At 72.1% G+C, this 25,345-nt stretch carries 17 protein-coding genes; 12 read left to right on the top strand and 5 right to left on the bottom strand.

Annotation, left to right across the window (positions count from 1 at the left end; all coding sequences use genetic code 11):
• Nucleotides 1-2: 2 nt before the first annotated feature.
• The 3 genes from eccB to eccCa are packed head-to-tail and all read right to left on the bottom strand — an operon-like array spanning nucleotide 3 to nucleotide 6,949.
• Nucleotides 3-1,481: a type VII secretion protein EccB gene (gene eccB, locus VT52_RS17895; RefSeq protein WP_143070883.1), complete on the bottom strand. Its 1,479-nt coding sequence runs from the start codon at nucleotides 1,479-1,481 to the stop codon at nucleotides 3-5.
• Nucleotides 1,482-1,494: 13 nt separating this feature from the next.
• Nucleotides 1,495-2,889 (bottom strand): type VII secretion integral membrane protein EccD, encoded by a 1,395-nt coding sequence (gene eccD, locus VT52_RS17900; protein WP_046422511.1) that lies wholly within the window; start codon nucleotides 2,887-2,889, stop codon nucleotides 1,495-1,497.
• Between the two features lie 58 nt (nucleotides 2,890-2,947).
• Nucleotides 2,948-6,949 carry a type VII secretion protein EccCa gene (eccCa, locus tag VT52_RS17905; RefSeq protein WP_476756024.1) on the bottom strand — a complete coding sequence of 1,334 codons (4,002 nt, stop codon included), beginning with the start codon at nucleotides 6,947-6,949 and terminating at the stop codon, nucleotides 2,948-2,950.
• 454 nt (nucleotides 6,950-7,403) lie between these two features.
• Between eccCa and VT52_RS17910 the strand changes: the two genes are divergently transcribed.
• Nucleotides 7,404-7,754: a DUF3040 domain-containing protein gene (locus VT52_RS17910; RefSeq protein WP_240509801.1), complete on the top strand. Its 351-nt coding sequence runs from the start codon at nucleotides 7,404-7,406 to the stop codon at nucleotides 7,752-7,754.
• Between the two features lie 994 nt (nucleotides 7,755-8,748).
• On the opposite strand, the gene VT52_RS17915 is transcribed toward VT52_RS17910, so the two are convergent.
• Nucleotides 8,749-9,114 (bottom strand): DUF6479 family protein, encoded by a 366-nt coding sequence (locus VT52_RS17915; RefSeq protein WP_206306548.1) that lies wholly within the window; start codon nucleotides 9,112-9,114, stop codon nucleotides 8,749-8,751.
• Between the two features lie 110 nt (nucleotides 9,115-9,224).
• Between VT52_RS17915 and VT52_RS17920 the strand changes: the two genes are divergently transcribed.
• The 7 genes from VT52_RS17920 (at nucleotide 9,225) to ftsH (ending at nucleotide 17,426) form a co-directional block, all read left to right on the top strand.
• Nucleotides 9,225-9,599 (top strand): four-helix bundle copper-binding protein, encoded by a 375-nt coding sequence (locus tag VT52_RS17920; RefSeq protein ID WP_046422504.1) that lies wholly within the window; start codon nucleotides 9,225-9,227, stop codon nucleotides 9,597-9,599.
• A gap of 72 nt (nucleotides 9,600-9,671) precedes the next feature.
• Nucleotides 9,672-10,850: an acyl-CoA dehydrogenase family protein gene (locus VT52_RS17925; protein WP_046422502.1), complete on the top strand. Its 1,179-nt coding sequence runs from the start codon at nucleotides 9,672-9,674 to the stop codon at nucleotides 10,848-10,850.
• Nucleotides 10,851-11,268: 418 nt separating this feature from the next.
• Nucleotides 11,269-11,532, top strand: coding sequence for a DUF202 domain-containing protein (locus VT52_RS39715; protein ID WP_079175104.1), 264 nt, complete (start codon nucleotides 11,269-11,271; stop codon nucleotides 11,530-11,532).
• 431 nt (nucleotides 11,533-11,963) lie between these two features.
• Nucleotides 11,964-14,384 carry a phosphoenolpyruvate synthase gene (gene ppsA, locus VT52_RS17930; protein WP_046422501.1) on the top strand — a complete coding sequence of 807 codons (2,421 nt, stop codon included), beginning with the start codon at nucleotides 11,964-11,966 and terminating at the stop codon, nucleotides 14,382-14,384.
• A gap of 97 nt (nucleotides 14,385-14,481) precedes the next feature.
• Entirely contained in the window at nucleotides 14,482-15,054 is a 573-nt protein-coding gene (locus VT52_RS37590; protein WP_143070884.1) for a GAF domain-containing protein, read from the top strand.
• Entirely contained in the window at nucleotides 15,032-15,259 is a 228-nt protein-coding gene (locus tag VT52_RS17935; RefSeq protein WP_046422499.1) for a hypothetical protein, read from the top strand. The genes VT52_RS37590 and VT52_RS17935 overlap by 23 nt, the downstream gene beginning before the upstream one ends.
• 178 nt (nucleotides 15,260-15,437) lie before the next feature.
• Nucleotides 15,438-17,426 (top strand): ATP-dependent zinc metalloprotease FtsH, encoded by a 1,989-nt coding sequence (ftsH, locus tag VT52_RS17940; protein ID WP_276207950.1) that lies wholly within the window; start codon nucleotides 15,438-15,440, stop codon nucleotides 17,424-17,426.
• 135 nt (nucleotides 17,427-17,561) lie between these two features.
• Here ftsH and VT52_RS17945 read toward each other — a convergent pair whose 3' ends face one another.
• The gene (locus VT52_RS17945; protein ID WP_079175105.1) at nucleotides 17,562-18,644 is read right to left on the bottom strand and encodes a lysylphosphatidylglycerol synthase transmembrane domain-containing protein; all 1,083 of its coding nucleotides are present in this window, start codon (nucleotides 18,642-18,644) and stop codon (nucleotides 17,562-17,564) included.
• 742 nt (nucleotides 18,645-19,386) lie between these two features.
• On the opposite strand from VT52_RS17945, the gene VT52_RS17950 reads away from it, so the two are divergent.
• The 4 genes from VT52_RS17950 to VT52_RS17965 all read left to right on the top strand — a co-directional run bounded on the left by VT52_RS17950 (nucleotide 19,387) and on the right by VT52_RS17965 (nucleotide 25,142).
• The gene (locus tag VT52_RS17950) at nucleotides 19,387-20,862 is read left to right on the top strand and encodes a bifunctional aminoglycoside phosphotransferase/ATP-binding protein (RefSeq protein WP_046422496.1); all 1,476 of its coding nucleotides are present in this window, start codon (nucleotides 19,387-19,389) and stop codon (nucleotides 20,860-20,862) included.
• Nucleotides 20,863-22,102: 1,240 nt separating this feature from the next.
• A complete protein-coding gene (locus VT52_RS17955; protein ID WP_046422495.1) occupies nucleotides 22,103-23,236 on the top strand; it encodes a site-2 protease family protein in 1,134 nt (377 codons plus the stop codon).
• 425 nt (nucleotides 23,237-23,661) lie between these two features.
• The gene (locus VT52_RS17960) at nucleotides 23,662-24,081 is read left to right on the top strand and encodes a CBS domain-containing protein (RefSeq protein WP_046422494.1); all 420 of its coding nucleotides are present in this window, start codon (nucleotides 23,662-23,664) and stop codon (nucleotides 24,079-24,081) included.
• Between the two features lie 419 nt (nucleotides 24,082-24,500).
• Nucleotides 24,501-25,142, top strand: coding sequence for a CBS domain-containing protein (locus VT52_RS17965; protein WP_046422493.1), 642 nt, complete (start codon nucleotides 24,501-24,503; stop codon nucleotides 25,140-25,142).
• Nucleotides 25,143-25,345 lie beyond the last annotated feature (203 nt).

Raw genomic sequence — 25,345 nt, forward strand, 5'->3', positions numbered from 1 at the left:
GCTCACCCCACCCGTGCGGCGGAGCCGGTGGCGGACGGATCGGCTGACACCGCCGGGACCGGGGCCTTGCCCGAGGTTTCGCCGGCACCCGAAGTGCCCTGCTGTTGAGCGGAGTCGGCCGAAGGAGGGAGCGTCGTCGCGTCCTGCCCCGCCTTCACCGTCAGCGCCGCCGCCGAGCGGTCGAGCACCGGTCCGTGCGGGAGCGCCACCAGCAGGCTCTCCGGCAGCGCGGTCGCCGCGGCGCCGCCGATGCCGAGGGACCGCGCGGCGGAGGAGCCCAGCGGGTAGACGATGCCCTGATCGGTGATCAGGAAGGTGTGCGGGTTCGCCACCCGGGCCGTGACCCCCCGCTGGTCCACGGCGTACACACCGTGCGACGGCGGCACCAGCACCCGCTGCTCCCCGGTGGCCGCCGGGCCGCCCTCCACGACGACAGCCGCGTTCAGGCGGGCGCCCCGCGTGCTCTCCCGCAGGCACACCGCCTGCCCGGAGGTGTCGACGGCCGGGGCGCCGAGCACGTCCGGCACCCCGCTGTCCAAGGAGTGTTCGGCGGCGACCCGGGCGGAGGCGATGTCGGTCACCGACACCTCGCGGGTGGCCGGCGCGCCGGGCCGGGCCGCGAGCAACGCGGCCTCGGAGGCGCTGACCTGGGTCACCCCGTCGACGGTCATGACGTACGTGTGCCGCGCGCCCGCCGCACTCATGGAGAACAACTGGCCCACGGTGACGGGCCGTCCGGCGATCCGTCCGGCCGCCGCGCCCATCCGGTCGAGCTTCGCCGGGGCGAGCGCCGCCCCGGTCGGTACGGCGGCCAGCCAGGCGGCGGACGCGGCCACCGGCCGGTCGCCGTCGAGGCCGAGCGCGATCAGCGCGGACTGCGCCGGCACCGGGTACTTGGTGCCCCGCCACAGCACGAACCGCCGGCCGCCCGCGGACTTCAGCAGCAACTGCCGTCCGGCGGGGAAGGCGCCCGCGTGCGCGCCCGGCGCGAAGTCGACCAGATGGCCGGACGGCAGATCCGGGCGCAGGCAGTCGGTCCAGGAACCGGCCAGCAGGGTGGCCGGGGTGGGCAGGGAGTCGGGCGCGCCGTCGATGCCGACCGGCGCGCCGTGCGGGACCCCGCTCAGCGCCTCGGCCGTGACGGTGCGTACGGCGGCGGCCTTGCCGGTCAGCAGCAGTGCCGAGGCGTAGTTGCGCACCGGGCGCAGCCGGCCGTCGAGGAAGAGGTAGCGGGTGCCGGTCTCCTTCTCCACGACGATCGAGCCGGGCTCGCGCCAGGCCGCCGTGGTCACCGGCGACAGCTTGCCGTAGGCCAGGAACCCCAGGGACAGCAGGACGACGAGTCCCGCGCCGAGGAAACTGCCCAGCGCGGCCCGCTTGGTGGGGCTGTCGCCGCGGCCGGGGTCGCCGGTGACGAGGGCGGTCGCCAGCCGGCCCATGGCGAACTGGTACGCCTGCATGTGATCGCGTCGGGTCTGCACGCTTCGGCCCCTCTCAGCTCGTCAGGGCGCGGAAGTAGGCGTACGCGTGCAGAACCTGGAGCAGCAGCGGCAGGAGAGCGATCGCGGTGGCCGTCTCCAGCAGATCGCCGCCGTGCCCCCACACCGGCAGCAGCCGGCCGCCGGGCAGCCGCCACGCGGCCACCAACAGGGCGAGGACCGCGGCGATCAGTACGGCCACCACCATCACCCGGGCGCCGTCGCCCGCCGCGGCGAACCGGGTGAGCGCCACCGTGACCAGACCGGCGGCCCCGGCGAGCACGGTCGGCACACGCTGCGCGGACCGGTTCAGACCGCGTGCCCGCAGCAGCACCGCGCCCGCGAAGACCAGCGGCAGCAGCCAGCCGATCCAGCCGCCCTCGCGGGTCATGTACCAGAAGCCGGCCGTGTAGACGAGCGCGGAGGACACGCTGAGGGTGTCCAGGAAGGAGCCCGCCGACTTGACCTTGCGTTCCACCCGCTCCTGCGGCTCCGGCTCGATGTCCTCCTGCAACTCCGCCGCGTCGTGCGGGAGCCGGGGCACCCGCAGCCGGGCGGTGCGCAGCGCGAGCCGGGGGCCGAAGTGGCCGAGCACGAACAGGGCGACCGCGACCACGGCGACCGCCTGAGCGCCGTGCCAGTGGGTGGCGCGCATCAGCCCGGTCCCCACGGCGGCGGCGAGCGCGGTGCCCAGCGCGGTGCCGGGGATCACCGGCGGCACCGGGCGCAGCGCCAGCAGCGCCACGGCCACCACCACGACACCGCCCGCCGCGGCCAGCACCCCGGGCAGCCCCGGCGCGAACCCGCCGTGCGGCCCCTGGCGGAACGTCAGCCCGGCCAGCGCGCCGAACGCGAGCGCGCCGAGACCGGCCACCAGCACGGCGCCCTTCTCGGCGGCGAGCCGGTCGGCGGCCACGCAGCCGGCGGCCAGCACCACGGCGATCACCCCGGCGCCGGCCGAGGCCGCGAGCCCCGGACCGAACCCCAGCAGCGCCCACGCCACCGCGGGCAGCGTCAGCACCGCCAGGGCGAGGGCCAGGCCCCGGGTCAGCGCGGGGCGCCAGCCGCCGGGCAACGCGGCCACGACGTGCGCGACCCCGTCGGAGACGTCGTCGAAGTGCAGCGCGGGCAACGGCTCGTCGGCGGGCCGCAGATGGAGCACCTCGCCATGGCGCAGGTGCGCGCTCGCGGGGGTGGCGTCGGCGTCGAACGGTTCCTCGCCGAGCCGTTGCAGCACCCAGGGCGTACCGCGGTCGGCCGCCTGTGCCGTCACATGACGCACCAGTACCGGCAGCAGCGCGGAGACCGGTGTGGTGAGCGGGATCGCCAGGTCGGCCCGGCCGGTGGGACCCACCACCGTGACCCGGCAGACCTCCGAGGCGGGTGCGGTGACCGCGGGGGCTGTGGTCATCGGACTGCTCCTGGGGAGGGGGAGGTTGAGGGGGCGGGGGAGAGTGGGCTGAGGTCGTTCACGACGGCACCAGCCCGGTCTGCACGAGCCGTACCGAACGCCGGGTGACGAGCTGCGCCCGGCCCGCGGGCAGCGTGCGCGGCTTGGCCTCGCCGAGGAACTTGCCCTCCTCCTTGGGGTAGGAGAAGAGCAGGCCGGGATTGCCCAGCTCCCACAGCCGGCGCAGCACCGGGTCCATCATGGCGCGGATCGATCCGGAGGTGCTGCGGGCGACGACCAGATGCATGCCGATGTGCAGGCCCTGCGCGAGCAGGGGCACGAGGGGCGCCATCGGGGAGGGGGCACCCGGGGCCCCGGAGAACAGGTCGTAGTCGTCGATGAGGACGAACAGCAGCGGCCCCTCCCACCAGTCGCGGCGGCCGAGCTGCTCCGGGCTGATGTCCGGGCCCGGCACCCGCTTGCCCACCGACACCGAGGCACTGGTGGCCAGTTGGGAGAGCGCGTCGCCGTCCACGACGTAGCCGACCCGGTACGCCTCGGGAACCGAGTTGAGGAGTCCCCGCCCCGGGTCGGCGACCATGATGCGCGCCTCCCCGGGGGTGTAGCGGGAGGTGATGGCGCGGATCATCAGGCGCAGCGCGTTGGTCTTGCCGGTCTCGCCGTCGCCGAAGACCATCAGATGCGGGTTGGCGGTGAAGTCGTGCCAGACCGGTTCGAGCCGCTGCTCGTCCCAGCCGAGGCAGACCTTGAAGTCGCCCTCGGGCGAGGGGAGATCGGTCACCGCGAGGCGGGTCGGCAGCAGCCGGACGCCGGGTGCGGGGCGGCCCGTCCAGAAGGTGTCGATCTCCGCGACGGCCGCCTTGGTGGCCGTCGTCAGATCGCCGGTCCCGCCCGAGCCGTCCAGGCGGGGCAGCGCGGACAGGAAGTGGTGGGCGGCCGCGGTCAGACCGCGCCCGGCCTGATGCGGTACGGCCGCCGCGGTCCGGGAGCCGACCTCGGACTCCATCGAATCGCCCAGCCGCAGCTCGAACTTGGTGCCCAGCAGGTCGCGCAGCCGGGGCCGGAACTCCGACCAGCGCACCGCGGAACCGATCACGTGCAGACCGAACGACAGCCCGCGCGCGGCCATCTCGATGACCCGGGGCTCCAGTTCCTCGTAGTCCTGGCGCAGTGTGCCCCAGCCGTCGACCACAAGGAACACATCGCCGTAGGGGTCGTCGATCTCACCCGTGGCCCGCAGCCCGCGGTAGGCCGCCATCGACTCCAGGCCGCGTGAGGTGAACTCCTCCTCGCGCTTCTCCAGCAGCCGGCTCAGCTCGGCGACCGTGCGCAGGACGCGGTCGCGTTCGAGGCGGGTGGCGACCGAGCCGACGTGCGGCAGCCCGGCGGTGGAGACCAGACCTCCACCGCCGAAGTCCAGGCAGTAGAACTGGACTTCCTCCGGGGTGTGGGTCAGCGCCAGGGACAGCATCAGGGTGCGCAGCAGGGTCGACTTGCCGGTCTGCGGGGCGCCGGCCACGCCGATGTGGCCGTCGGCCCCGGAGAGGTCGGCGACCAGCAGCTCGCGCAGCTGCTCGAAGGGCCGGTCCACGATGCCGAGCGGCACCCGCAGCGAGCCGAGTGAGGGATGGTCCGCCGCGCTCATGCCGCGCGCCGGGTCGGGCACGATGCCCGGCAGCAGCTGGTCCAGGCTCGGGGACTCGGTCAGCGGCGGCAGCCACACCTGCCGGGCCGGCGGCCCGCTCTCCTCCAGGCGCCCGATCAGCACCTCCAGGAGACTCTCCTCGTTCTGCTCACCGCCCGACGCCTTCGCGGCCGCCTCACGTGCGGCGGCGGCCGACGCCTCCCGGGCGGACTCCAGGGCCTGCTGCTCGGCGACGCGCTCGGACATCAGCGTGCCCTGCCGCTCCAGCCCGAACGGGGTGACCTCCTGCCCGGCGGCGGCCGGCTGCGCGGACCGCTCCGCCTCGCCCACCGGTTCAGGGGCCGCGCCGGAGACGTAAGCGGCCTTGAAGCGGACCAGGTTGGTGGTGTCCACCTTCAGATAGCCGTTGCCCGGCGCCGACGGCAGCTCGTAGGCGTGCGACACGCCGATGACACTGCGCGACTCCATGGCGGAGAACGTCCGCAGCGCGATCCGGTACGACAGATGGCCCTCGACCTTGTGGATACGGCTCTCGTCCAGCCGCTGGGAGGCCAGCAGCAGATGCACCCCGAGGCTGCGCCCGAGGCGGCCGATGGAGACGAACAGGTCCACGAACTCCGGCTTGCCGGCGAGCAGCTCGGAGAACTCGTCCACGATGATCAGCAGCGACGGCAACGGTGTCAGGTTCGCCCCGGCGCCCCGCGCCTTCTCGTAGTCGAACAGCGAGGAGTACCCGGACTCGCGCAGCAGTTCCTGGCGGCGGATCATCTCGCCGTTGATGGAGTCGCGCATGCGGTCCACGAGATGGATCTCGTCGGCCAGATTGGTGATGACCGCCGAGGTGTGCGGCAGCCGGTCCATGCCCAGGAAGGTCGCGCCGCCCTTGAAGTCGACCAGCACCAGGTTGAGGATCTCCGAGGAGTGCGTGGCGACCAGGCCCATCACCAGCGTGCGCAGCAGTTCGCTCTTGCCGGAGCCGGTGGCACCGATCAGCAGGCCGTGCGGGCCCATGCCGCCCTGCGCCGACTCCTTGATGTCCAGCTCGACCACCTCGCCCTCCTCCGTGACGCCCAACGGCACCAGGAGACGGGCGGACTGGGTGACGCGCGGGCGCCACTTGGCGGCCACGTCGAAGCCGCGCGGGTCCCGGATGCCCAGCAGCGAGGTGAGGTCGAAGTCCGAGTCCAGCGGCCGGTCCACCAGGTCCACGCTGCCGCTGGTGCGCATCGGCGCCAGCAGCCGGGCCAGCGTGTCCGCCTCGGTGCGGCTCAGTGCGTCGGCCTCGGCGGTCACCGTGTCGTCGCCCGCCGGGAATTCGACACCGGTTCCGCGGGTGGTGAGCCGCAGCACCTTCGGACCGCCGGTCATCGCACCCGTCGCGTCCAGCAGGACCACGTTGCGCAGCCCGCCGTGCGTGAGCCGCGACGTCTCCGGCATCCGTACGCCCTGCGCCACGATCACCACGAACGGCTCGGCCACGCTCGGCGAGGCATCCGGGTCGTGGTCGGGCCGGTCCCGCACCTCGGTGCCGAGCAGTTCCATCAGCGCGTCGTGGTCCTCGGCGGCGAGCCGCACCTGACCGGCGTCGTCCTCCTCGTGCGGGTGCGCGTTGTGCGGCAGCCACTTGAGCCAGTCCCACTCGGCCCGCGCCGAGGCCCCGCCCAGCAGGGCGATCCGCAGCTCGTCGGGGGAGTGGAAGGCGGCGAGCTGCGCCACCATGGCCCGCAGCAGCCCGAGCGCGAGCTCCGGCTCACCGGCCAACTCCACGCTGGTGAAACGCCGGAGAGCGACGGGGATCGGCAGCCGTGGCACCGTCTGGTGCGCCCTGGTGAACCGGCGCAGCGAGATCGCGGTCAGCGGCTCCAGGTCCTCCACCGGCTTGGTCTGCGGTGGCAGGAACTCCAGCGCGGCGCGGCGTACCCCCTGTCCGATACGGACGCGGGCGAAGTCCTCGTGCGCCGGGCGGCGTTCCCACAGCCGGGTGCCCATCACCAGCGCCCACAGCCGTCCCGGATCCGGGTTGTCCCACAGCAGGGCGGCCCGCTGCTGCTCGGCGGCCTGCCGGGCCTGCCGACGCTTCTGCGCGAGATAGCGCAGGTAGTCACGCCGCTCGGCCCGCATCCTGCGCCGGCGTTCGGCACCGGCCCGGCCGATCTGGGTCAGCGTCATGCTGACCATGGCGATGCCCATCATCCCGGACATCATGTACGTGGTCGGTCCGGCGCTGCGCATGGAGAACATCAGCACCATGGCTCCGGTGCCCAGCGCCATGGGCAGGTACATCAGCGCCGATCCGAAATCGGCGTTCGCCGGCTCCCCCAGAACCGGCGGCTCCGCCAGCTCGACCTGTCCCTCGGGGAGCTGCGGACCCTCGGCGCGCGGTGAGCGTCTGGCCACCACGGTGCTCAATGGCACGGACCTTTCTGAAGCGCTCACGCGGACATGGCTGGTCAACCACTCCTGCGTGGGCGCGGATTGATGCTTGGTGATGTGGAGGGCAGTGATCCACTACTGGGCAGATGATAAGCACGGGAAGGGCGGGCCGGGTGAACACATCTCAGCCCCGGGGCGCCAACTGGGAAATTTTGCTTGGCTTTTGAAATGGCCGATCGGCGTGGATTGCGACAACTGACACTCACTTTCCTCTGCTGCGAGGGGTGTTGATGACCACTTGAGATTCACCCGTGTACGGCGGGCAAGGGGTGAATCTCTGGCTACCGCGGCATGAATGCACGGCGCGGTCTCCGATTCCGTCGTCTTGAGTGACGTATGGGCTACGCACCGTGCCCGCGCTTCGGTGCTCGGGCGCGGGGAACTCGGAGAACCGGATGCCGCCGACCGCGCAGGAGGTGCCGTCGCCGTGGACGAGATGTGGGACGGACCCGAGAAGACCCGGCTGTCACCGCGCGAGCGGCTGGCCCTGATGGACATCGAGGCGCACCTTCGGCAGGACCGGGGCTTCGCCCGCCGGATGGGCGGCGGGGCCCACCGGGAACGGGGGGAGCGGGCGCACCGGCGGATCTGGCTGCCGACGGGTGTGTTGCTGCTGACCCTCGCGTCCGCGTTCTGCGTGGTCATGGGCATCAGCACCGCGGACCCCGGGCTGCTGTGGTGCTTCGCGGTGCTGTGGCCGCTCACCCTCTTCCAGGCGCTCCGGCTGCTGTGCAGGCTGGCGCGCCGCAGGGGGAGGGCGGGGGAGCGGTCGGGCTCCCGGCGCTGAGCCTCGCGCCGTGGATTCGCCAGGTACGGCCCGCGCCCGCACCCTGGCGGCCGTGTGCCCGTCCCTCCGCCGCGGCCGGGCGCGCCGGCTCCCCTGGCGATCGAGTCCTGCGTCGTGGAGGGCCTGCCCGCCGGGGGCGCGGTGCTGTCGCGCGTGTCCGGCACCCTGGACGAGTGCGGCGCCCGCCCCCGGGCGGAGGGGCCGCGCGGCCACCCGGAACAGGCGGACCGCCCCGATCTGATCGTCGTGCGGGTCCGGCCGGGCGTCCGCGAGGCCGTGCGCGAACTGGACCGCGCCCCCGCCGGGGTGGCGGAGCCGCCCGTCTGGCGCTCACCGATGGCCGATCCGCCGCGGGCCGTCGTGCCAGGATCTGCGCCAGGAGGTCCGCGCGCTGCGCCCCCGGCTCCGCGCGGCTCCGGCGATCGGGACGGCCCAGGGTGTGCTCATGGCCCGCTACGTCCCGCCCGGGGCCGACAGCGCCCTCCGGGCGCCGCGGCGGACCTCCCGGCGGTTCGACGTGCCGCTGCGGGCCCTCGCCTGCGCCGTCGCGGTGGCCCGCCCGCCCGACGGCCCGACTCGGTTCCCCGCCCGCCGCCCGTGCCCGCGCCGCGCATCCCCGCCCTCACGGACCGCGACCCCCGCCGGCGGCGACGGATGCGGCCGCGACGGGGGTGAGGCCGAGGCGATCGCCCGTGGGCGTGGGCCGACCCCGCCCAGGCCGAGACCCTCGGCCTGCTCGCCGCCGACACCGCGGCGTGGCCGGGCCTGGTACCCCCTGCACCACCTGCATCGCCGACTGACCTGCGCAATATGAGCGCGGCCGAGCCCCGGCCCCGGGTCCCGGCCCCCGGGTCATGAGCGCGGCCGGGCCCCGCGGGCGCCGGGCACCCGGACGCGCCCGGACAGGCGGCATGTGGCCCACGCCGGGCGCCCGCACGCCGTCCCGCACGGGGGCGGCGGCGCGCGGCCCGGCGCGGGCCACGGTCACCGATCGTCAGTGAGCGCCGAGTCCCCCGCCTCCGAAGGACCCGCTGGACCCGCTGCTCCAGCGCGGACGCTTCTGGTCCTCGCTGGTCTTGGAGTCCATGTTGCTCAGTTCGTACGGGGTGAGCGGGCGGCCGCCCTTGGGTGTCTTGGGGACCTCCTGGTAGTCCCGGTTCTCCCGGATCTCGTGCACCGCGCCCTCCGGCGGCAGCTTGGGCTGCTCCTCCGGGCGTGGGCGAGCGGACTCGCTGGACTTGACGCGGGAGGTCAGCCAGAAGCCGCCGGCGAGCAGTGCCAGCACCCCCATGGCCACGACGAAGAGCACGAGGCCTATGAGGCCGCTCGGCGCGGCCAGCTGCATCGATGCGGTGTTCATAGGAGAGGGATACCCCTCCGATAGTCGGATGAACCGAGCAAACGGAACAAACGCGACCATAACCGTCATGAGCCGGGTTTGTCCCGGTTCCTCGGGGCAACCCGCACGCTGTGACCCAGCAGGCTTCCCCGCAGCAGCTCTACCGGTTCCTGGAGGACCGCTTCAGCTGCGCCCAGGCGTGCTCGGAGTGCGCCCGCGCCTGCTCGGTGCGGGTCAGCATGGTCGATCCGGGCGGCCCGGAGTGCCAGGAGCGGGTGCGCAGGCTGGGGATCATGTGCGCGGAGGTGTGCGACGCCACCTGCCGGCTGCTGTGCGAGGAGACCAGGCAGGACGAGGAGGGGCTGCGGGGCCGGGTGGACTGGTGCCGCCGGATCTGCCTCGAATGCGCCCGTGCCTTCGAGGGGCACCCGGGCGCCGAGTCGGCCGCGATGGCCTGCCGGTCCTGCGCCGGCGCCTGCGTCGACTTCCTGGAGGCGCTGGCCTGACGCTTCCCAATTTCTGGAACACGTTCTACGGTGTGCGCCGTCAGGACCGCCCGTGGGGAGCCTGGAGGCGCCGTGCACCTCGATCACACGCCCGAGCAGCAGCGACTGCGCGCCGAACTGCGCGCCTACTTCGCCCGCCTGGTCCCGGACAACGCCTACGCCCGGTACGCCGACCCGGCCGCCCGCAAGCGCTTCTACCGCGAGACGATCCGCACGCTCGGCACCGACGGCTGGCTGGGCGTCGGCTGGCCCGAGGAGTACGGCGGCCGGGGCATGTCGGCGATGGAACAGTTCATCTTCTTCGACGAGGCCGCGCAGGCCGGCGTGCCGCTGCCGCTGATGGCGCTGAACACGGTCGGGCCGACCCTCATGAAGTTCGGCACCGAGGAGCAGAAGGCGTACTTCCTCCCGCGCGTGCTCTCCGGCGAGATCGACTTCGCGATCGGCTACAGCGAGCCGGAGGCGGGCACCGATCTGGCCGCGCTGCGGACCAGGGCCGTGCGCGACGGGGACACCTACGTCGTCGACGGGCAGAAGATCTGGACGACGAACGGCGACACCGCGGACTGGGTGTGGCTCGCCGTGCGCACCGATCCGGACGCCCCGCCGCACCAGGGCATCACCATGCTGCTGGTGCCTACCTCCGACCCCGGTTACTCCTGCACGGTCATCAACACCCTGGCCTCCCACGACACCACGGCCAGTTACTACGAGAACGTCCGTGTCCCCGTCTCCCGCCGCGTCGGCGCCGAGAACCAGGGCTGGCGGCTGATCACCAACCAGCTCAACCACGAACGCGTCACCCTCGCGGCGCACGGCACGATGGCCGTCCGCGCCCTGCACGACGTCCAGCGGTGGGCGGCACGGACCGAACTGGCCGACGGCCGCCGGGTGCTCGACCTCGGCTGGGTGCGCCGGCTGCTCGCCCGCACCCACACCCGGCTGGAGGCCCTGAAACTTCTCAACTGGCAGATGGTCACCGCCGTGGAGGACGGCACCCTCACCCCGCAGGACGCCTCCGCCGTCAAGGTCTACGGCTCCGAGGCCCGCCGCGACGCCTACGCCGCCCTCATGGAGATCACCGCCGCCGCGGGCCCCCTCAAGGAGGGCTCGGCGGGTGCCGTCCTGCACGGCGAACTCGAACGCGGCTACCGCTCGGCCGTCATCTTCACCTTCGGCGGCGGCAACAACGAGATCCAGCGCGAGATCATCTCCTGGATCGGGCTGGGGATGCCGAGAGTGCGGCGCTAGTGCTCTGCCCGACACGTCGGCCATCGGAAGAGCGTGCGGTCGCTGGGCTGCGGACAGCGGGCGAGGATGCCCAACTGACCCTAGGCTGAAGCAATGGACGGTGAAGAACACGTCTGCCCCGTCTGCGGGTGCTCCGTGGCGGAGGTCGTCCGGCGGTACAAGACCCTGGGCGTGTGGGTGCCGGTATGGGGCCCGGGCCGTGCCGGAATCCCGACTGCAGATTGTTCGCCCGGATGCTCGGCGGGAGTCGGGAGGGGTGCGTGCGAAGGAACGGCGCATAGGCGCCGTGGGCGTCCCACGCGTTCTCCCAACCCGGTGGTCGCCGGGGCGATGTGACCCGGCGTTCGACGGGTACAAGTGGGCGACCGCGCCGACGGACGGCGGGAAGGGCGGGAAGAAACCGGACGGTGCCACACCGATGCCGAGTGGCCATGCCTCGGAGCACCTCGCCCACGAACGTACCTGTCTGGCGTGGCCGCGCACGGGCGTCGCGGTGGCGGGCCTTGGGGTGGCAATCGCCAAGTTCGCCCCGCACCGAGGGGTTCACGTCGTGGCCTCGGGTGTGATCCTGGTCTTCCGCGGTCTTCTGGTCAGCGCTTACGGCACGATCCGTACCGCTCGGTCGGCTCGGTCGACCGGCAATCGGGGTCCGGGCGGTTCCTTCCGGCGCGGTCCAGCGTGATCACGTTCTGTGGCCGTGATCGCTGTCGGGGGGCTGCCCTGATCGGCTCCGCCTCGGGGGAGGGTACGGCCGGAGCGCTTCATGGCGCGCGTCTCCCCGTGCACGGTGCGCTCCTGCGCTCACCTGGCTCACGTCTCCGAAAGTCGCCTCACGTCTCCGAAAGTCGCCGGGCCGGCCGCCGATCGCACGGCGACGGGCGCCGGGCCAGGCCGGCGGCCTTGAGCGTGCCGGACCGGCCGGTCACAAGCCCATGGCCCGGGCGCCGGCGTTCACCGGGACCACCGGCCCGCCCCGCCCTCCGACTCGATTGAGGTTGCCCGGCTCACGGTACTCGTCGCGGAGGCCGACGCCCCGACGCCCCGGCGCCCTGACGCGTCGGCAGCCGGGATCCGCCACGAACGACCGGTGCCCGACACGGGAAGGAGAGCGCGATGACTGAGCAGGACCTGGCCAGGTGGCTGGAGGACTTCTCGATGGCGGACATCGCCGAGGTCGGCGGCAAGAACGCCTCACTCGGGGAGATGCTCCGCGAACTGGCGCCGCGCGGCGTACGGATCCCGAGCGGCTTCGCGACCACCGCGTACGCGTACCGGTACTTCCTCACCGCCAATGACCTGGGCCCCCGCGTGTCGGAGCGGATCGAGGCGCTGCACCGCGGCGCTGACCTGGCAGAGGTCGGCGAAGCGATCCGGCGACTGTTCCTGGACGCCCGGTTCCCGCCCGACCTGGCCGACGCCCTACGCCGCAGATACCGCGAGCTGGGCGACCGCCTGCGGCGGGCCGACCCGGACGTCGCGGTGCGCAGCAGCGCCACCGCCGAGGACCTTCCCGAGGCCAGCTTCGCCGGGCAGCAGGAGAGCTTTCTCAACATCACGGGCGAGGAGGCACTGCTGGCGGCCTGCAAGCGCTGCTACACGTCCCTGTTCACCGACCGGGCCATCAGCTACCGGGAACACCACGGCTTCGACCATCTGAAGGTGGCCCTGTCGGTCGGCGTGCAGCAGATGGTCCGCTCCGACCGTGCCGGAGCGGGCGTGATGTTCACCCTCGACACCGACAGCGGGTTTCCCCGGGTGGTGCTCGTCAACGCGGCGTTCGGCTTGGGGGAGTCCGTGGTGGGCGGCCGGGTCGACCCGGACGAGTACCAGGTGTTCAAGCCGCTCCTCGCCGATGCCGGCGCCGATCCGGTGATCTCCAGGACGGTCGGCGGAAAGCACATCAAGGTCGTCTACGGCGACGGCCCGCGGCAGCCCACGGTCACCGTGGCGACCACCGAGGAGGAGCAGGCGGCGCCCGTGCTCGACGACGTGGAGATCCTGCGGCTGGCGAGATGGGGCGTGCTCATCGAGGATCACTACGGGCACCCGATGGATATCGAGTGGGCCAAGGACGGCGACACCGGTGAGCTGTGTATCGTGCAGGCCCGGCAAGAGACCGTACAGGCCCGAAAGCAGGCTGCCACCCTGCGCTCCTTCCGGCTGAGGGAACACGGCGCACGACTGACGACCGGCCTGGCGGTCGGCGACGCCATCGCCGCCGGAGCGGTGTGCAGGCTGCGGAGCGCCGCCGACATCGGACGGTTCCGGGACGGTGCCGTGCTCGTCACCGAGACGACCGACCCGGACTGGGAACCGATCATGAAGCGAGCGGCGGCCATCGTCACCGACCACGGCGGACGCACCTCACATGCGGCCATCGTCAGCCGGGAACTCGGTGTGGCCGCCGTCGTCGGCACCACCGATGCCACCCGCGCGCTCGACGACGGCAGGGAGATCACCGTCTGCTGCGCGGAGGGTGAGGAAGGCGTGGTCTACGACGGGCTCCTCGACTACGACGAGCAGGACGTCGACCTGGCCGAGGTGCCTGCCACGACGACCAGGGTGATGCTCAACATCGCCAACCCCTCGGCCGCGTTCCGGTGGTGGCGGCTGCCCGCCGACGGCGTCGGGCTCGCCCGGACGGAGTTCGTCGTCAATGCGCATATCAAGATCCATCCCATGGCGCTGGTGCACTTCGACGAATTAACCGACGAGGCCGACCGTGGCCGGATCGCCGAGCTGACCCGTAGCTACTCCGACAAGACGGAGTACTTCGTCGAGCGGCTGGCCTTCGGCATAGCGCGCATCGCCGCCGCCTGGTGGCCCAGGCCGGTGATCGTGCGGATGAGCGACTTCAAGACCAACGAGTACGCCAGACTCATCGGCGGCGGACAGTTCGAGCCCGCCGAGCACAACCCCATGCTGGGTTGGCGAGGTGCCAGTCGCTACTACAGCGAGGGCTACCGCGAGGGTTTCGGCCTGGAGTGCCGGGCACTGCGCCGGGTCCGCGACGGGATGGGGCTCACCAACACGGTCGTGATGATCCCCTTCTGCCGCACTCTCGGGGAGGCCGACCGGGTCCTGGAGGCCATGGCGGCCCACGGCCTGGTCCGCGGCCGCAACGATCTGGAGGTGTACGTGATGGCGGAGATCCCCTCGAACATCATCCTCGCCGCAGAGTTCGGCGACCGCTTCGACGGGTTCTCCGTCGGCAGCAATGACCTGACCCAGCTCACCCTCGGTGTCGACCGTGATTCCGAACAACTGCGCGCACTGTTCGATGAGCGTGACCCGGCCGTCACCACCAGCATCCGGTCCTTGATCCGCGCCGCCCATCTCAGGGGCCGCAAGGTGGGCCTGTGCGGCCAGCGCCCCAGCGACGACCCCGGTTTCGCCCGCTTCCTGGTCGATGCCGGTATCGACTCGCTCTCGGTGACTCCCGACAGCTTTCTCCTGGTCAAAGACAACGTCGCCGCCGCTGAACGTGCCCAGCGACCGGCGGAACCGCCCCCGGCCGACGCGTCGTCCTGCTGATGGCCGTGCCCGTCTCCGCCGGCCGCCCCGCCGTCCGTCGCGGCGGGCCGGCGGCAGGGCCGGACCGTGGCCGCCCGCCCGATCTGGAGCATGTGTCATGGCTGCTACTGAGAAGGAACCGGGCAGACCGGACCCGTCGGCACGGTCTCCCGCCGCGCCGGACCCGGCGCCTCGCTACTGTCCCGACCCCGCCTGCCTCCAGCTCGAACACGCGGTGGAGAACCTCCTGGCCACCAGGCACGAGGTACGACGCACCCAGGGCCGGACGCGCGCGTTGCTGCGCGCGGTCACGCTGGTCACCGACCAGAACGAGCCGGCCGAGGCGTTGCGGCAGCTGGTGACCTGCGCGCGTGATCTGACCGGGGCGGCCTGGCCGGCCGCGCCTACGCCACAGGACGCCCCAGATCACCGGCGACGCCCGCATGGATGTGTACACCGGGGCGCGCATCCGCCGACCGAGACGAGTCCGAGGCCGGCCATGGCCGTTCCGCTCGCCGATCGCGACGCACCCGTGGGCGCGCTGTCCGTCGCGCGGGCGCCGAGCCGCAGGCTCTTCGGCGGAACAGGGGTGGAACTCCTCGCCTCCTTCGCCGTCCAGGCGGCGCTCGCCCGGCGCATGACCGGTACACCGTGCGGACGACGAGCGGTTGAGCCTCCTCAAGGACCGTGACCGCATCGGAGCCGACCTGCTCGATCGCACCGTCCGGGATCTCTACGCCATGGGCCTCGACCTGCACAGCGTCGCCGGGCGCCTCGACGTGGACCGCCGACAGGCCGTACTCGAGGCGGTCGGCCGTATCGACAAAATCATCAAGGACGTCATCGGTACCGTCCTCGACCTCCGGACCCGCCCACGAGGGTCGGACCGACGCTAGTCGGTCTCGCTCCTCTCCCATCGGCAGACCGGCAATCCGGAGAGATGCCGTTCCTGCCCCCGGCCGAACCGGCTCCCGCCGGGGCCATTCGACCCCTGTCGCCCGGGGAGGACCCGGTGGAAGCTGGTGAGCGGGGTACATGCCGACAGAAGGGCGTGTGGTGATCACACGAGTGCGGATGCCGCACCGGCATCTGACGCCCCCCGCGAAGCCGGGGTCGCCGCGCGAACCGTCTCCACCTCCGTCCCGGCAACCGCAGCCGCTCGGCGGACGGTGGATCTTCTGGTGGATCCTGATGACTTTCGTCGTCGTCCTGCTGCTCGCCCGCGCCCGCTCCGGGCCACACGCGACATCGCTCTCCTACAGCGACTTCGTCGGCAAAGTGGGCGCCAGCCAGGTGCGGACGGTCGACATCAACGACAGAGGCGCGATCAGCGGCACTCTGGCGGACGGCACGAAGTTCACCACTCAGGTCCCCACCGCACTGGGCACCGGCGCCCAGCTCCAGCAGCAGCTGACGTCACACCATGTGCAGATCAAGGCCAGCCAGAGCAGCGGCGGCGGTTCGGCGTGGTTGTCCGTGCTCTTCTCGTTCCTGCCGTTCCTGTTGCTGATCGGCTTCCTCGTGTGGATGGGGCGACGGGCCGCGGGGTCGGTGACCGGCGGACTGAGCGCCATCGGACGCTCGCGTGCGAAGATCATCGAGGCGGAGCGGCCCACCACCGGGTTCGGCGACATCGCCGGCTATGACGGGGTCAAGCAGGAGATCAGCGAGGTCGTCGACTTCCTGCGCAACCCTGGCCGGTACACCGCCGCAGGTGCCAAGGGGCCCCGTGGCGTGATCATGGTGGGGCCGCCCGGTACCGGTAAGACGCTTTTCGCGCGGGCGGTCGCGGGCGAGGCGGACGTGCCGTTCCTGTCGGTGACCGGCTCGGCGTTCGTGGAGATGTTCGTCGGGGTCGGTGCCTCCCGGGTGCGCGACCTGTTCGAGCAGGCCCGCAAACGCGCCCCGTCGATCATCTTCATCGACGAGATCGACGCGCTCGGGTCACGGCGCGCCGGCGGGGCCCGGCTGGGCGGCAACGACGAACGCGAGCAGACCCTGAACCAGCTGCTGTCCGAGATGGACGGCTTCGACCAGTCCAGCGGCATCGTCGTCCTGGCCGCCACCAACCGCCCCGACGCCCTCGACCCGGCCCTGCTGCGCCCCGGACGTTTCGACCGGCAGGTCACCGTGCCGCTGCCCAACCAGGCCGAGCGGGCCGCGATCCTCGCCGTCCACGCCCGTGACAAGACCCTGGCTCCGGATGTCGACATGGATGCCGTGGCGCGCGCCACGCCCGGCTTCTCCGGCGCGGACCTCGCCAACCTGGTCAACGAGGGTGCCATCAACGCCGTACGCGGCGACCGCACCCGGATCGAGCCGCACGACCTCGACGCCGCCCGCGATCGTGTGCTCCTGGGGCGCCGGGAGTCCTCCAACGCGTTGCTGCCCGAGGAGCGCCGCTCGGTCGCCGTCCACGAATCCGGGCACGCCCTGGTCGCGGCGCTGTGCAAGCACGCCGATCCGGTGGCGAAGGTCACCATCCTGCCCGCCGGCGTCACCCTCGGCGTCACCGAGCAACTTCCCGAAGCGGAACGCCACCTGTACAGCGAGAGCTACCTCACCGACCTGCTGGCCGTACGCCTGGGCGGGCGCGCGGCCGAACTCGTGGTCTTGGGCGAGGGATCGACGGGAGCCGCCAACGACCTGGCCGGAGCCACCCAGATCGCCACCCGCATGGTCCGCGAGTTCGGCCTCTCCCGCGAACTCGGCCCGATCGGCTACGCATCCTCCCATCCGCGTCTCCTCGGCGAGACCACCGAGGAGCCCGGCCCGCCGCCGTACTCGGAGCAGACCCAGCGCATGGTGGACGAGGAAGTCGCCCAACTGCTGCGCCAGGCCGAGCAACGGGCGATCACGCTGCTGCGCGACCACCGGCCGGCCCTGGAACACCTGGCCGGACAACTGGTCGCCCACGAGACCGTCGACGGCTCCGTCGTCCTCGACGCCCTGCGCCAGGTCCGGGGCCGCGCGGACGGAGACGGAAGAGACGATGCCCCTGACGCCGACGCATCGCCGTCCCCCGGGCATCCACCACCGAGTTCGCACACTCCACCCCGATGACCGCAGACGGTGTGCCGGCCTGGGAACGGGTGTCCCGGTCCACGCAGTCCAGGGGCCGCTGTCCCGGAGCCGGTGGCCGGCCGGGCTGTCGTCGCAGTGGACGGCTCCCCAGCCGACCGGGCGCCCATGGGCCGCTCAGTGCCGGATCCGGCAGTGGGGCGGGGGCTTTCCCTCCCCTGCCGAGCGGGTCCGGCCGAGGCTCAGGCCGATCCAGCAGGCCCATCCGATCGGCTGCAGCGCCCAGTAGCTGACGATGCGGTAGAGGAACGCCGCTGCGATCGCCTGACCGGGTGCCAGACCGTGCAGGGCGAGCAGCACCGAGAGGGTCGCTTCGGCGATGCCCAGACTCCCGGGCGTCAGGCGCAGGCTGCCCGCCAGCTGCGTGAGTGCGTAGCAGAAGAGGAGACCGCGCCACGGCACCCCGATGCCCAGAGCCCACATCCCGGCTGCCAGGCACGCCGCATCGAACGTCCAGTTCAGAAGGGCGAACAGGATCGGCCAGAGCCACGGAAGCAGTCCCGGTCGCACACGGCGAGCCTGGCCGACCAGACCGTTCAGATCCGATTCCAGCCGCCGGACTCGCCCGTACCGCGTGCCCGCGTACGTCCAGACACGGCACAGGACATGCCGGAAAACCGCCCAGCGGGAGAGGCCCAGAAGCACCAGCCCGACGGCGGAAGCCAGCAGGAGCACCTCGACCACCGGCCGTACGAAGGTGCCAGGGCCGCTCGGCCCCATGACGACCAGGCCGAGGACGAGCAGTAGAAACAGGCTCAGGGCCGAGGCCATGCCGGCGGCGACCAGGACAGCGAGAGCCAGCGGCTGGCCCGCGCCGCGACGGGACATGTACTGCGACAGCCACGCCGCCGAGAACGCCGCGCCGCCCGGCAGCGTGCCCGCCAACGCGTTCGCGGCCACCGTGGCGCAGGTCATCCCGCGCAGGCTCCACCGCACCCCACCCGCCCGCAGCAGCCAGCGCGGCCCGGCGGCGAAACACACGACCGACGCCGCTTCGAGTGCCACCGCGGCCGCGACACCCGGCAACCGGACACGGGCGATCAGGTGATACGCCTCCGCGAGCTCGTGCCGCCGGGAGAGCGCGACCACGGCCGCGGCCGCGAGGACCAGCCCCGAGGCCAGCCACCAGAGCCGGCCCGGCCGGAAACGGAACGCCGGTGAAGGGCCGCCGACCCGGACCCCCGATCCTGGCTCTGGCATCCGCCGTCACCTTCGAGCGCGACGGGGGAGGAGCGCGGTCCCGGTCCCGGTACGGCTCGCCCAGGGCCGTCGGCACGGGGGCTTCCTTCTCACGCGCGCTCCCCTTTCCCTGCGGTCGCCTCGGTGACGACCGAGTGAGCGGACGCACACCGGCTCCGCGAGCATTCACTTCGAGCGTATGAAGCGGCCCCCTCACCGCGCTCCGTGGAACGGGGGACCCCGTTTGGAGCGCGGCGGCCGGTATTCCCGGTGATCCCCGCCCTCGCGCGCCGACCGGTTCGTTCGTCCGCATGCGCTGGGAAGAGGACCGGGGGATCCTCGGAAGACAGAGAACGAATCGCGCCTGGTGTACGGGCGACATCCGGGACCCGTCCACACATCCGGGCTCCTCCCCGCCCTTCCAGCTTCTTACGATACGGAGGCCGCCGCCGTGCAGTCAGCCGTCACCGTGGGCCTCGACGGCCCGCCCGAGCGCGTGGTCGCCGCACGTCGCGCCCCGGACGAGCCGAAAGGCGCAGCCCCGCCCCGCGGCTGCCGCACGCGGGGCCGGAGCGGACCGTGGCGCGGGTGCGCGCCGAGCCCGTGGAGCAGGAGAGTCCCCAGGCGGCCGCGAACCGTGTCGGGCGCCACCCGGTCGCCGTCGTCCCCGATGACTGAGCCCGGCCCCGGCGTGCCTCGGGCCGACACGTCCGCGGTTCGGCCGGGAGCCCGGCACGACGGCGCCCCGCCGGCACGCGCGGCCGTGTGCGAGACCCACACCGCGACGCTGTTCTTCGTCGGCGACCGGGCCTACAAGACGAAGAAGCCGGTCGATCTCGGATTCCTGGACTACACCACGGTCGCGGCGCGCCGGGCCGCGTGCGAGCGGGAGACAACCCTCAACCGCCGCTTCGCCCCCGATGTCTACGTGGGACTGGGCGAATTCCGCGGCCCCGAGGCGCAAGCGCCCGAACCACTCGTGGTGATGCGCCGCATGCCGGAGGACCGCCGCCTCTCCCGCCTCGTCCGGGCGGGAACCGCCGTGGACGACGTCCTGCGAACCGTCGCCCGGAACCTGGCCGCATGGCACGCGGCGGCACCCCGCGGCCGTGACGTGGACGAACAGGGCACGCGAGACGCCCTGTCGGCACGGTGGGAGGCGAGCTTCGCACAGGTTCACGCGCTGGCCGCGGAGGGGGGCGTGGCCGACGACCTGACGCAGATCGAGCGGCTGGTGCGCCGCTATCTCGCCGGTCGCCAGCGGCTGTTCGAGGCCCGCATCGAACAGGGTCGGGTGGTCGACGGCCACGGCGACCTCCTCGCCGAGGACGTCTTCTGCCTCGACGACGGCCCCCGCGTCCTCGACTGTCTGGAGTTCGACGACCGTCTCCGCTATGTCGACGGCCTGGACGACGCCGCCTTCCTCGCCATGGACCTCGAACGGCTCGGTGCCCCGGAGGCCGCGGCGTATTTCCTCGCCCGGTACAGCGAGTACTCGGGGGACTCCGCGCCTCCTTCGCTATGGCATCACTACGTCGCCTACCGCGCCTTCGTCCGCGCCAAGGTCTCGGTGATCCGGTCCCGCCAGGGTGCCCCGGAAGCCGCGGCGGCGTCGCGGCGGCTCGCTTCCCTGGCGCTGCGCCACCTGCGCACCTCAGCGGTCGGCCTCATCCTCGTCGGCGGACCGCCGGGCAGCGGGAAGTCGACGCTGTCCGGCGCCCTGGCCGACCGGCTGCGGGTCACCCTGCTCAGCAGCGACCGCGTCCGCAAGGAACTGGCGGGGATCCCGGCGGAGCAGTCCGCGGCGGCCGGATACGGCGAGGGGCTGTACACGCCCGAGTGGACGGCAAGGACGTACGCCGCCCTGCTCGACCGGGCGGCCGTGCTGCTCGCCTCCGGCGAATCGGTCGTCCTCGACGCCACCTGGTCCGGTGCCGCACAGCGGGAAGGCGCCGCGCGTGTGGCCGAACGCGCCAGTGCGGATCTGGTCGCGCTGCACTGCCATGTGCCGGGCGATGTCTCGGCGGCCCGGCTGAGCACGCGCACCTCCGGCCCATCCGACGCCGGCCCCGAGATCGCCGCGGCCATGGCCGGCGGGGAAGCTCCGTGGCCCGAAGCCGTCCCAGTCGACACCAGCGGCGCGCTGGAGTCCGCCGTCGCACAGGCGCTGACCGCTGTACGCCCGTGGGGCACCGGACAGGCCCCGGTCTTCCACCGCCCCCGCACGGAACCGGACTGATGCCCGCGGAGCGCGATTCGCCTTCACCCCGGCTCACGCTGCCCGACGTGGGCGGGAAGATTACATGTACTGCCCCTCACCGCACGGCCGTGCTGATCGCAGGGGGACCGACGGAGCCCGCGGCCGAAGCTCGCCGGGCTCTTCCACGTTCCCCGGACAGGTGCGCCCTGTCATGGGCCGGATGGGGCCACCCAGGGACTGTTGCCGCACGCGGAGGAGCGGAGGAGGGCCACTCGGCCCCGTGCCGCCCGGTCACCGCCCGGCCGAACGGGGCATGGCCGACGCGGCCTCGCGTGTGAAACCCTCGATCGTTCGCCGCCGGCGCGTCCCAGGATCCGAGGACCGTCGACGGCCGTGCTCCGCGCGGAAGGCCCCCGGCGTCCGCCCGGCTTGCCTGACGGCCCGGGATATCGCGGGCCGCCCGCCCTGAAGCGATGAACTCTTCCGTCTTGCTCCGTCCAGTGCCGCCGGTAGCTGAGCGCCTGCTGACGGGTCAACGCGTCGCGGCACAGGTCAAGGGCTCCGGCGGCGTGCGTCTTCCTGGAACCTGGTCCTCACCTCGGGCCAGAGGGACTGGGCCCCTGTCGACGGCGCCTCGGCCGTGCTCATGGTGGCGGTGCGCCGGTCGTGCTCCTTCGTACCCGGCACACCGCCTGTCGGGCAGGAGTCGGCTCGTAGTGGTCGGAGGCCGTCATGCGGTCTTGGCACCAGGGGGAGAACGGCCACGACACGCGGGCCCGACGCCGTAGCGAAAGATCCAATTCGCACCACCACTCCGCACCAAGAACGCCTTGGCACGTCTTCCATGCTGAAACAGTCCGTCGTCACCCGCATGCCGGTAACCTCGGGGGAAGCCGCCCGGGCCCGTCCGACGAGCGCGTCCAGTGGATGCTCGCCAGGGCCGTCATCGGCAGCGCCCGCTCCGCACGCGTTCGAGGCGAGGCCCGGCGAGGTCAGTCCGAGGAGGCCGGGCGCCGCTGCCAAGATCACGGCCCGACCATGGTGAGGGACCGGGATGAACCCGGCGGTTCGGGACGGGCGGGCTTTCCTGAGCGAGGATGGACGGAGCGAGGACGCGGCCGGGTGATCGAAGGGTGTCGTTTCCGCCCCTCTCATGTGGGGGCCTCGTCTGCGGGCTCGCACCACTCACACGAAAGACATCGCAGCCGGCGCCCCCGGCGTTGACCGGGGAGCGCCCACCACCGGTACGTCCGGGGGCGAGCTCGAGCAGGGAGGCGCTGTGCGGGCAACCTTTACGCTGGGACGGATCGCGGGGGTCCGGATCGGGGTCCACTGGAGCGTGCTGCTCATCTTCGGCATCATCGCGTTCGGTCTCGCGCAGGGCCACTTCCCCCAGGTGTATCCGGGCCGTACCCCGCTGGTGTACTGGGCGGCGGGCCTCGGGACCGCCGTGGTCTTCTTCGCCTCTCTGCTCGCCCACGAACTGGCGCACGCCGTGGTGGCGCGGCGCAACGGGGTGGTTGTGGACGACATCGTGCTGTGGCTGCTTGGCGGGGTGGCGCGGCTGAAGTCGGAGGCGTCCAGTCCGGCGGCGGAACTGCGGATCGCGGGTGTCGGCCCACTGGTCAGCCTCCTGCTGGGCGGACTCTTCCTACTGGGCACCTGGCTGCTCGCCCTGGTGTCGGCGCCCAGACTCCTGGTCGAAGTCGCGGCCTGGCTTGCGGGCATCAACCTGCTGCTTGCCGTCTTCAACGCCCTTCCCGCCGCTCCGCTCGACGGAGGGCGGCTGTTGCGTGCCTTCCTGTGGTGGCGTACAGGAGACCGGCTGCGGGCGACCGCCGGGGCCACCGCGGCCGGACGCGGCCTTGGCTGGCTGCTCATCGCGCTTGGGCTTGTGGTGTTCATGAGAGGAGGCGGGCTCGGTGGCCTTTGGCTGGCTCTCATCGGCTGGTTCCTCATCGCGGCGGCCACCGCTGAGGGGCGGCAGGCGCAGTTGCGCGGTGTGCTTGCCGGTGTCTCTGTGCGGGACGCCATGACAAGGGACCCGCTCACGGTGCCCGCCACCCTGACGGTCGCGGATCTGCTGGCCGATCCGCGGTACCGGTACCGGCATTCGGCGTTCCCGGTGAGCAGTGTGGACGGGGCGACGGTCGGGCTGGTGACGCTGGACGGCGCCAGGCGGGTGCCGCCTGAACAGACCGGGACAGTGACGGTGGGCGCGATGATGGTGCCGCTGTCGCGGACCGCCGTCGCTGGTCCGGACGACTCACTGGCGGATCTGCTGCCCCGCATGGAGACCGGGGCCGAGCACCGCGTCCTGGTGATGGATCAGGGCAGACTCGTCGGGATCCTGTCGTTGTCTGACGTCAGCCGTACGGTGACCTGGCTGATGGGTGCCGCTCCGAGGAGGTGAGGAGTCCATCGCGGAGCCCTCGGTCAACGGCCCTTCCCTCACTTCCAGGTCGGATCGCCCCGGCGTGCCCGGCGCCCGAGCACCACGGCGCTGCGCGTGCCGCAGATGATCGAGGCTGTTCGGCGTAGCCCGCAGCGAGCGGTCCACGCCTGTCATCTCCGGGTATGCCGGTGCCGTGCGGTGGTGCGGCTGCCAACCGGCCCCGCCCGCCCTAGCATGGAGTTCTGGGCGGGGAAAAGGAGAAGCCGCCGTGGCGCAACCGCTGCCCGTGCGGGCGCACCGTGCCGGCGCTGCAACTCCACCGTTGAAGAAGTCAGCCTTCGCGTCTGCAGATGACGCCTCTCGGCTGCCGATTGCCTGCCGGAATGCGGAGGGAATTCGAGAACCCGTACCGGGCATGAGCCCACATCAGAAAGGTAGAAACCATGACCACTGCGCGGGACATCATGCACACCGGCGCCACCTGTATCCAGGAAAGCCAGACGCTGGAGGACGCGGCGCGCAAGATGAAGGAACTGGACGTCGGCGCCCTGCCGATCTGCGGGGAGGACGACCGCCTCCACGGGATCATCACCGACCGGGACATCGTGTTGAAGTGCCTCGCCAAGGGCAAGGACCCCCGGACCGTGACCGCAGGCCAGCTCGAACAGGGCAAGCCGATCACTGTCGACGCGGACACGGACAGCGACCGTGTCCTCCAGGTCATGGAGCAGCACAAGATCCGGCGGCTGCCGGTCATCGAGAACCACCGCCTCGTAGGCATGATCAGCGAGGCGGACCTTGCGCGCCGCCTGCCGGAAGAAAAGGTGGGCCACTTCGTCGAGGCCGTCTGCGTGGCCGCCTGAATTCGGGCAACGTGCACAGCCTGGTAAATACGTGCGGCTCAGGTGCGTCACCTCTCGTGGTGGCCGAGGGGCGACTCATCGGGAGGCTCTCCTTCGGCGGCCGCTTCTGGGGACTGATCCAGGAACTGACGGCTGACATGGCTTCGGCCTTCGGTGCCGTCCACCGCAACCCATAGGAGCCTTCGCGCGCGAACACGAGGAACGCTCAGTGAGGACAGGGAGATTCCTCGGAATGAGTCCAGGATGACGCCGCCGGTCAGGTGGCGTCCCTCGTGTTCCCCCCGAATGTCTGAACGTCGCCCAGATTCGGGACCATCGGCTCGGGAAGCGGCCGGACACGCAAGGAGCACAGTGGAAGGCAGGGGGACGCGAGCCGGCGTCCGCGCGGTGCGCGTCGCACGCGGGAAGGAACTGTCACGATGTCCGCCCAGCACAGCACCGTCAGCGAAGTGATGACACGCGATGTCGTCACCGTCGGCCCTGACACCCCGTTCAAAGAGATCACCTCCGTCCTGACCGCCCATGGCATCAGCGCCGTGCCCGTGGCCGACACGCGTGGTGCGCCCGTAGGACTGGTCTCCGAAGCCGACCTGCTCCGCAAGCAGGCCGAGCGATCCGAGAAGTACGGCGAGCACGAGAGGGCCAAGGCACGCGCGGAGACCGCCGCCGGGCTGATGACCACACCCGTGATCACCGCTCACGCCGACTGGCCGGTCGCCCAGGCGGTCCGGACGATGGACCGCCACCGGGTCAGGCGGCTGCTGGTCGTGGACGAGACCGACCGCATCATCGGCATCGTCAGCCGCTCGGACCTGCTGCGCGTCTTCCTGCGCCCGGACGACGAGATCCGCGAGGAGATCCGCGACGACGTCCTGAAAGGGATGCTGCGGCTGGGCGGCACGGAGGTGCAGGTCTATGTCCACGACGGTGTCGTCACCCTGCGCGGGGCGGTCGAGAATCGCAGCACCGCACAGATCGCCGAACGACTCGCCATCGGCGTGGACGGGGTCGTCACCGTCAGGCCGCTGATCGACTACACCGTCGACGACATGGTCGCGTAGGACCGACCGCCACCGCATGGCCGGTGCGCGTCAATGGCGACCGGCTCGTTCGGCGCCCGGGAACGCAGCCGACGACGCAGGCGACAAGTCGGGTGCATCGCGGATCAGGTCCGGCTCGCGCACGGATCGTACAGACGCGCGCATGGACGTCTGCGGTGTGGCAGGCCGCTGCAGCGATGTCTGGCTTTCGCACAGCGGACAAG

This window comes from Streptomyces malaysiense (assembly GCF_000980885.2).
GTDB lineage: Bacteria > Actinomycetota > Actinomycetes > Streptomycetales > Streptomycetaceae > Streptomyces > Streptomyces malaysiense.

Coding starts and splice junctions, on each gene's coding strand:
- VT52_RS39715 (WP_079175104.1), top strand. CDS start 11,269: ATGCCGAGTGGCCATGCCTCGGAGCACCTCGCCCACGAACGTACCTGT.
- VT52_RS17915 (WP_206306548.1), bottom strand. CDS start 9,114: ATGAACACCGCATCGATGCAGCTGGCCGCGCCGAGCGGCCTCATAGGC.
- VT52_RS17910 (WP_240509801.1), top strand. CDS start 7,404: ATGTGGGACGGACCCGAGAAGACCCGGCTGTCACCGCGCGAGCGGCTG.
- VT52_RS17960 (WP_046422494.1), top strand. CDS start 23,662: ATGACCACTGCGCGGGACATCATGCACACCGGCGCCACCTGTATCCAG.
- VT52_RS17965 (WP_046422493.1), top strand. CDS start 24,501: ATGTCCGCCCAGCACAGCACCGTCAGCGAAGTGATGACACGCGATGTC.
- VT52_RS17945 (WP_079175105.1), bottom strand. CDS start 18,644: ATGCCAGAGCCAGGATCGGGGGTCCGGGTCGGCGGCCCTTCACCGGCG.
- ftsH (WP_276207950.1), top strand. CDS start 15,438: ATGCCGCACCGGCATCTGACGCCCCCCGCGAAGCCGGGGTCGCCGCGC.
- eccD (WP_046422511.1), bottom strand. CDS start 2,889: ATGACCACAGCCCCCGCGGTCACCGCACCCGCCTCGGAGGTCTGCCGG.
- VT52_RS37590 (WP_143070884.1), top strand. CDS start 14,482: ATGGCTGCTACTGAGAAGGAACCGGGCAGACCGGACCCGTCGGCACGG.
- ppsA (WP_046422501.1), top strand. CDS start 11,964: ATGACTGAGCAGGACCTGGCCAGGTGGCTGGAGGACTTCTCGATGGCG.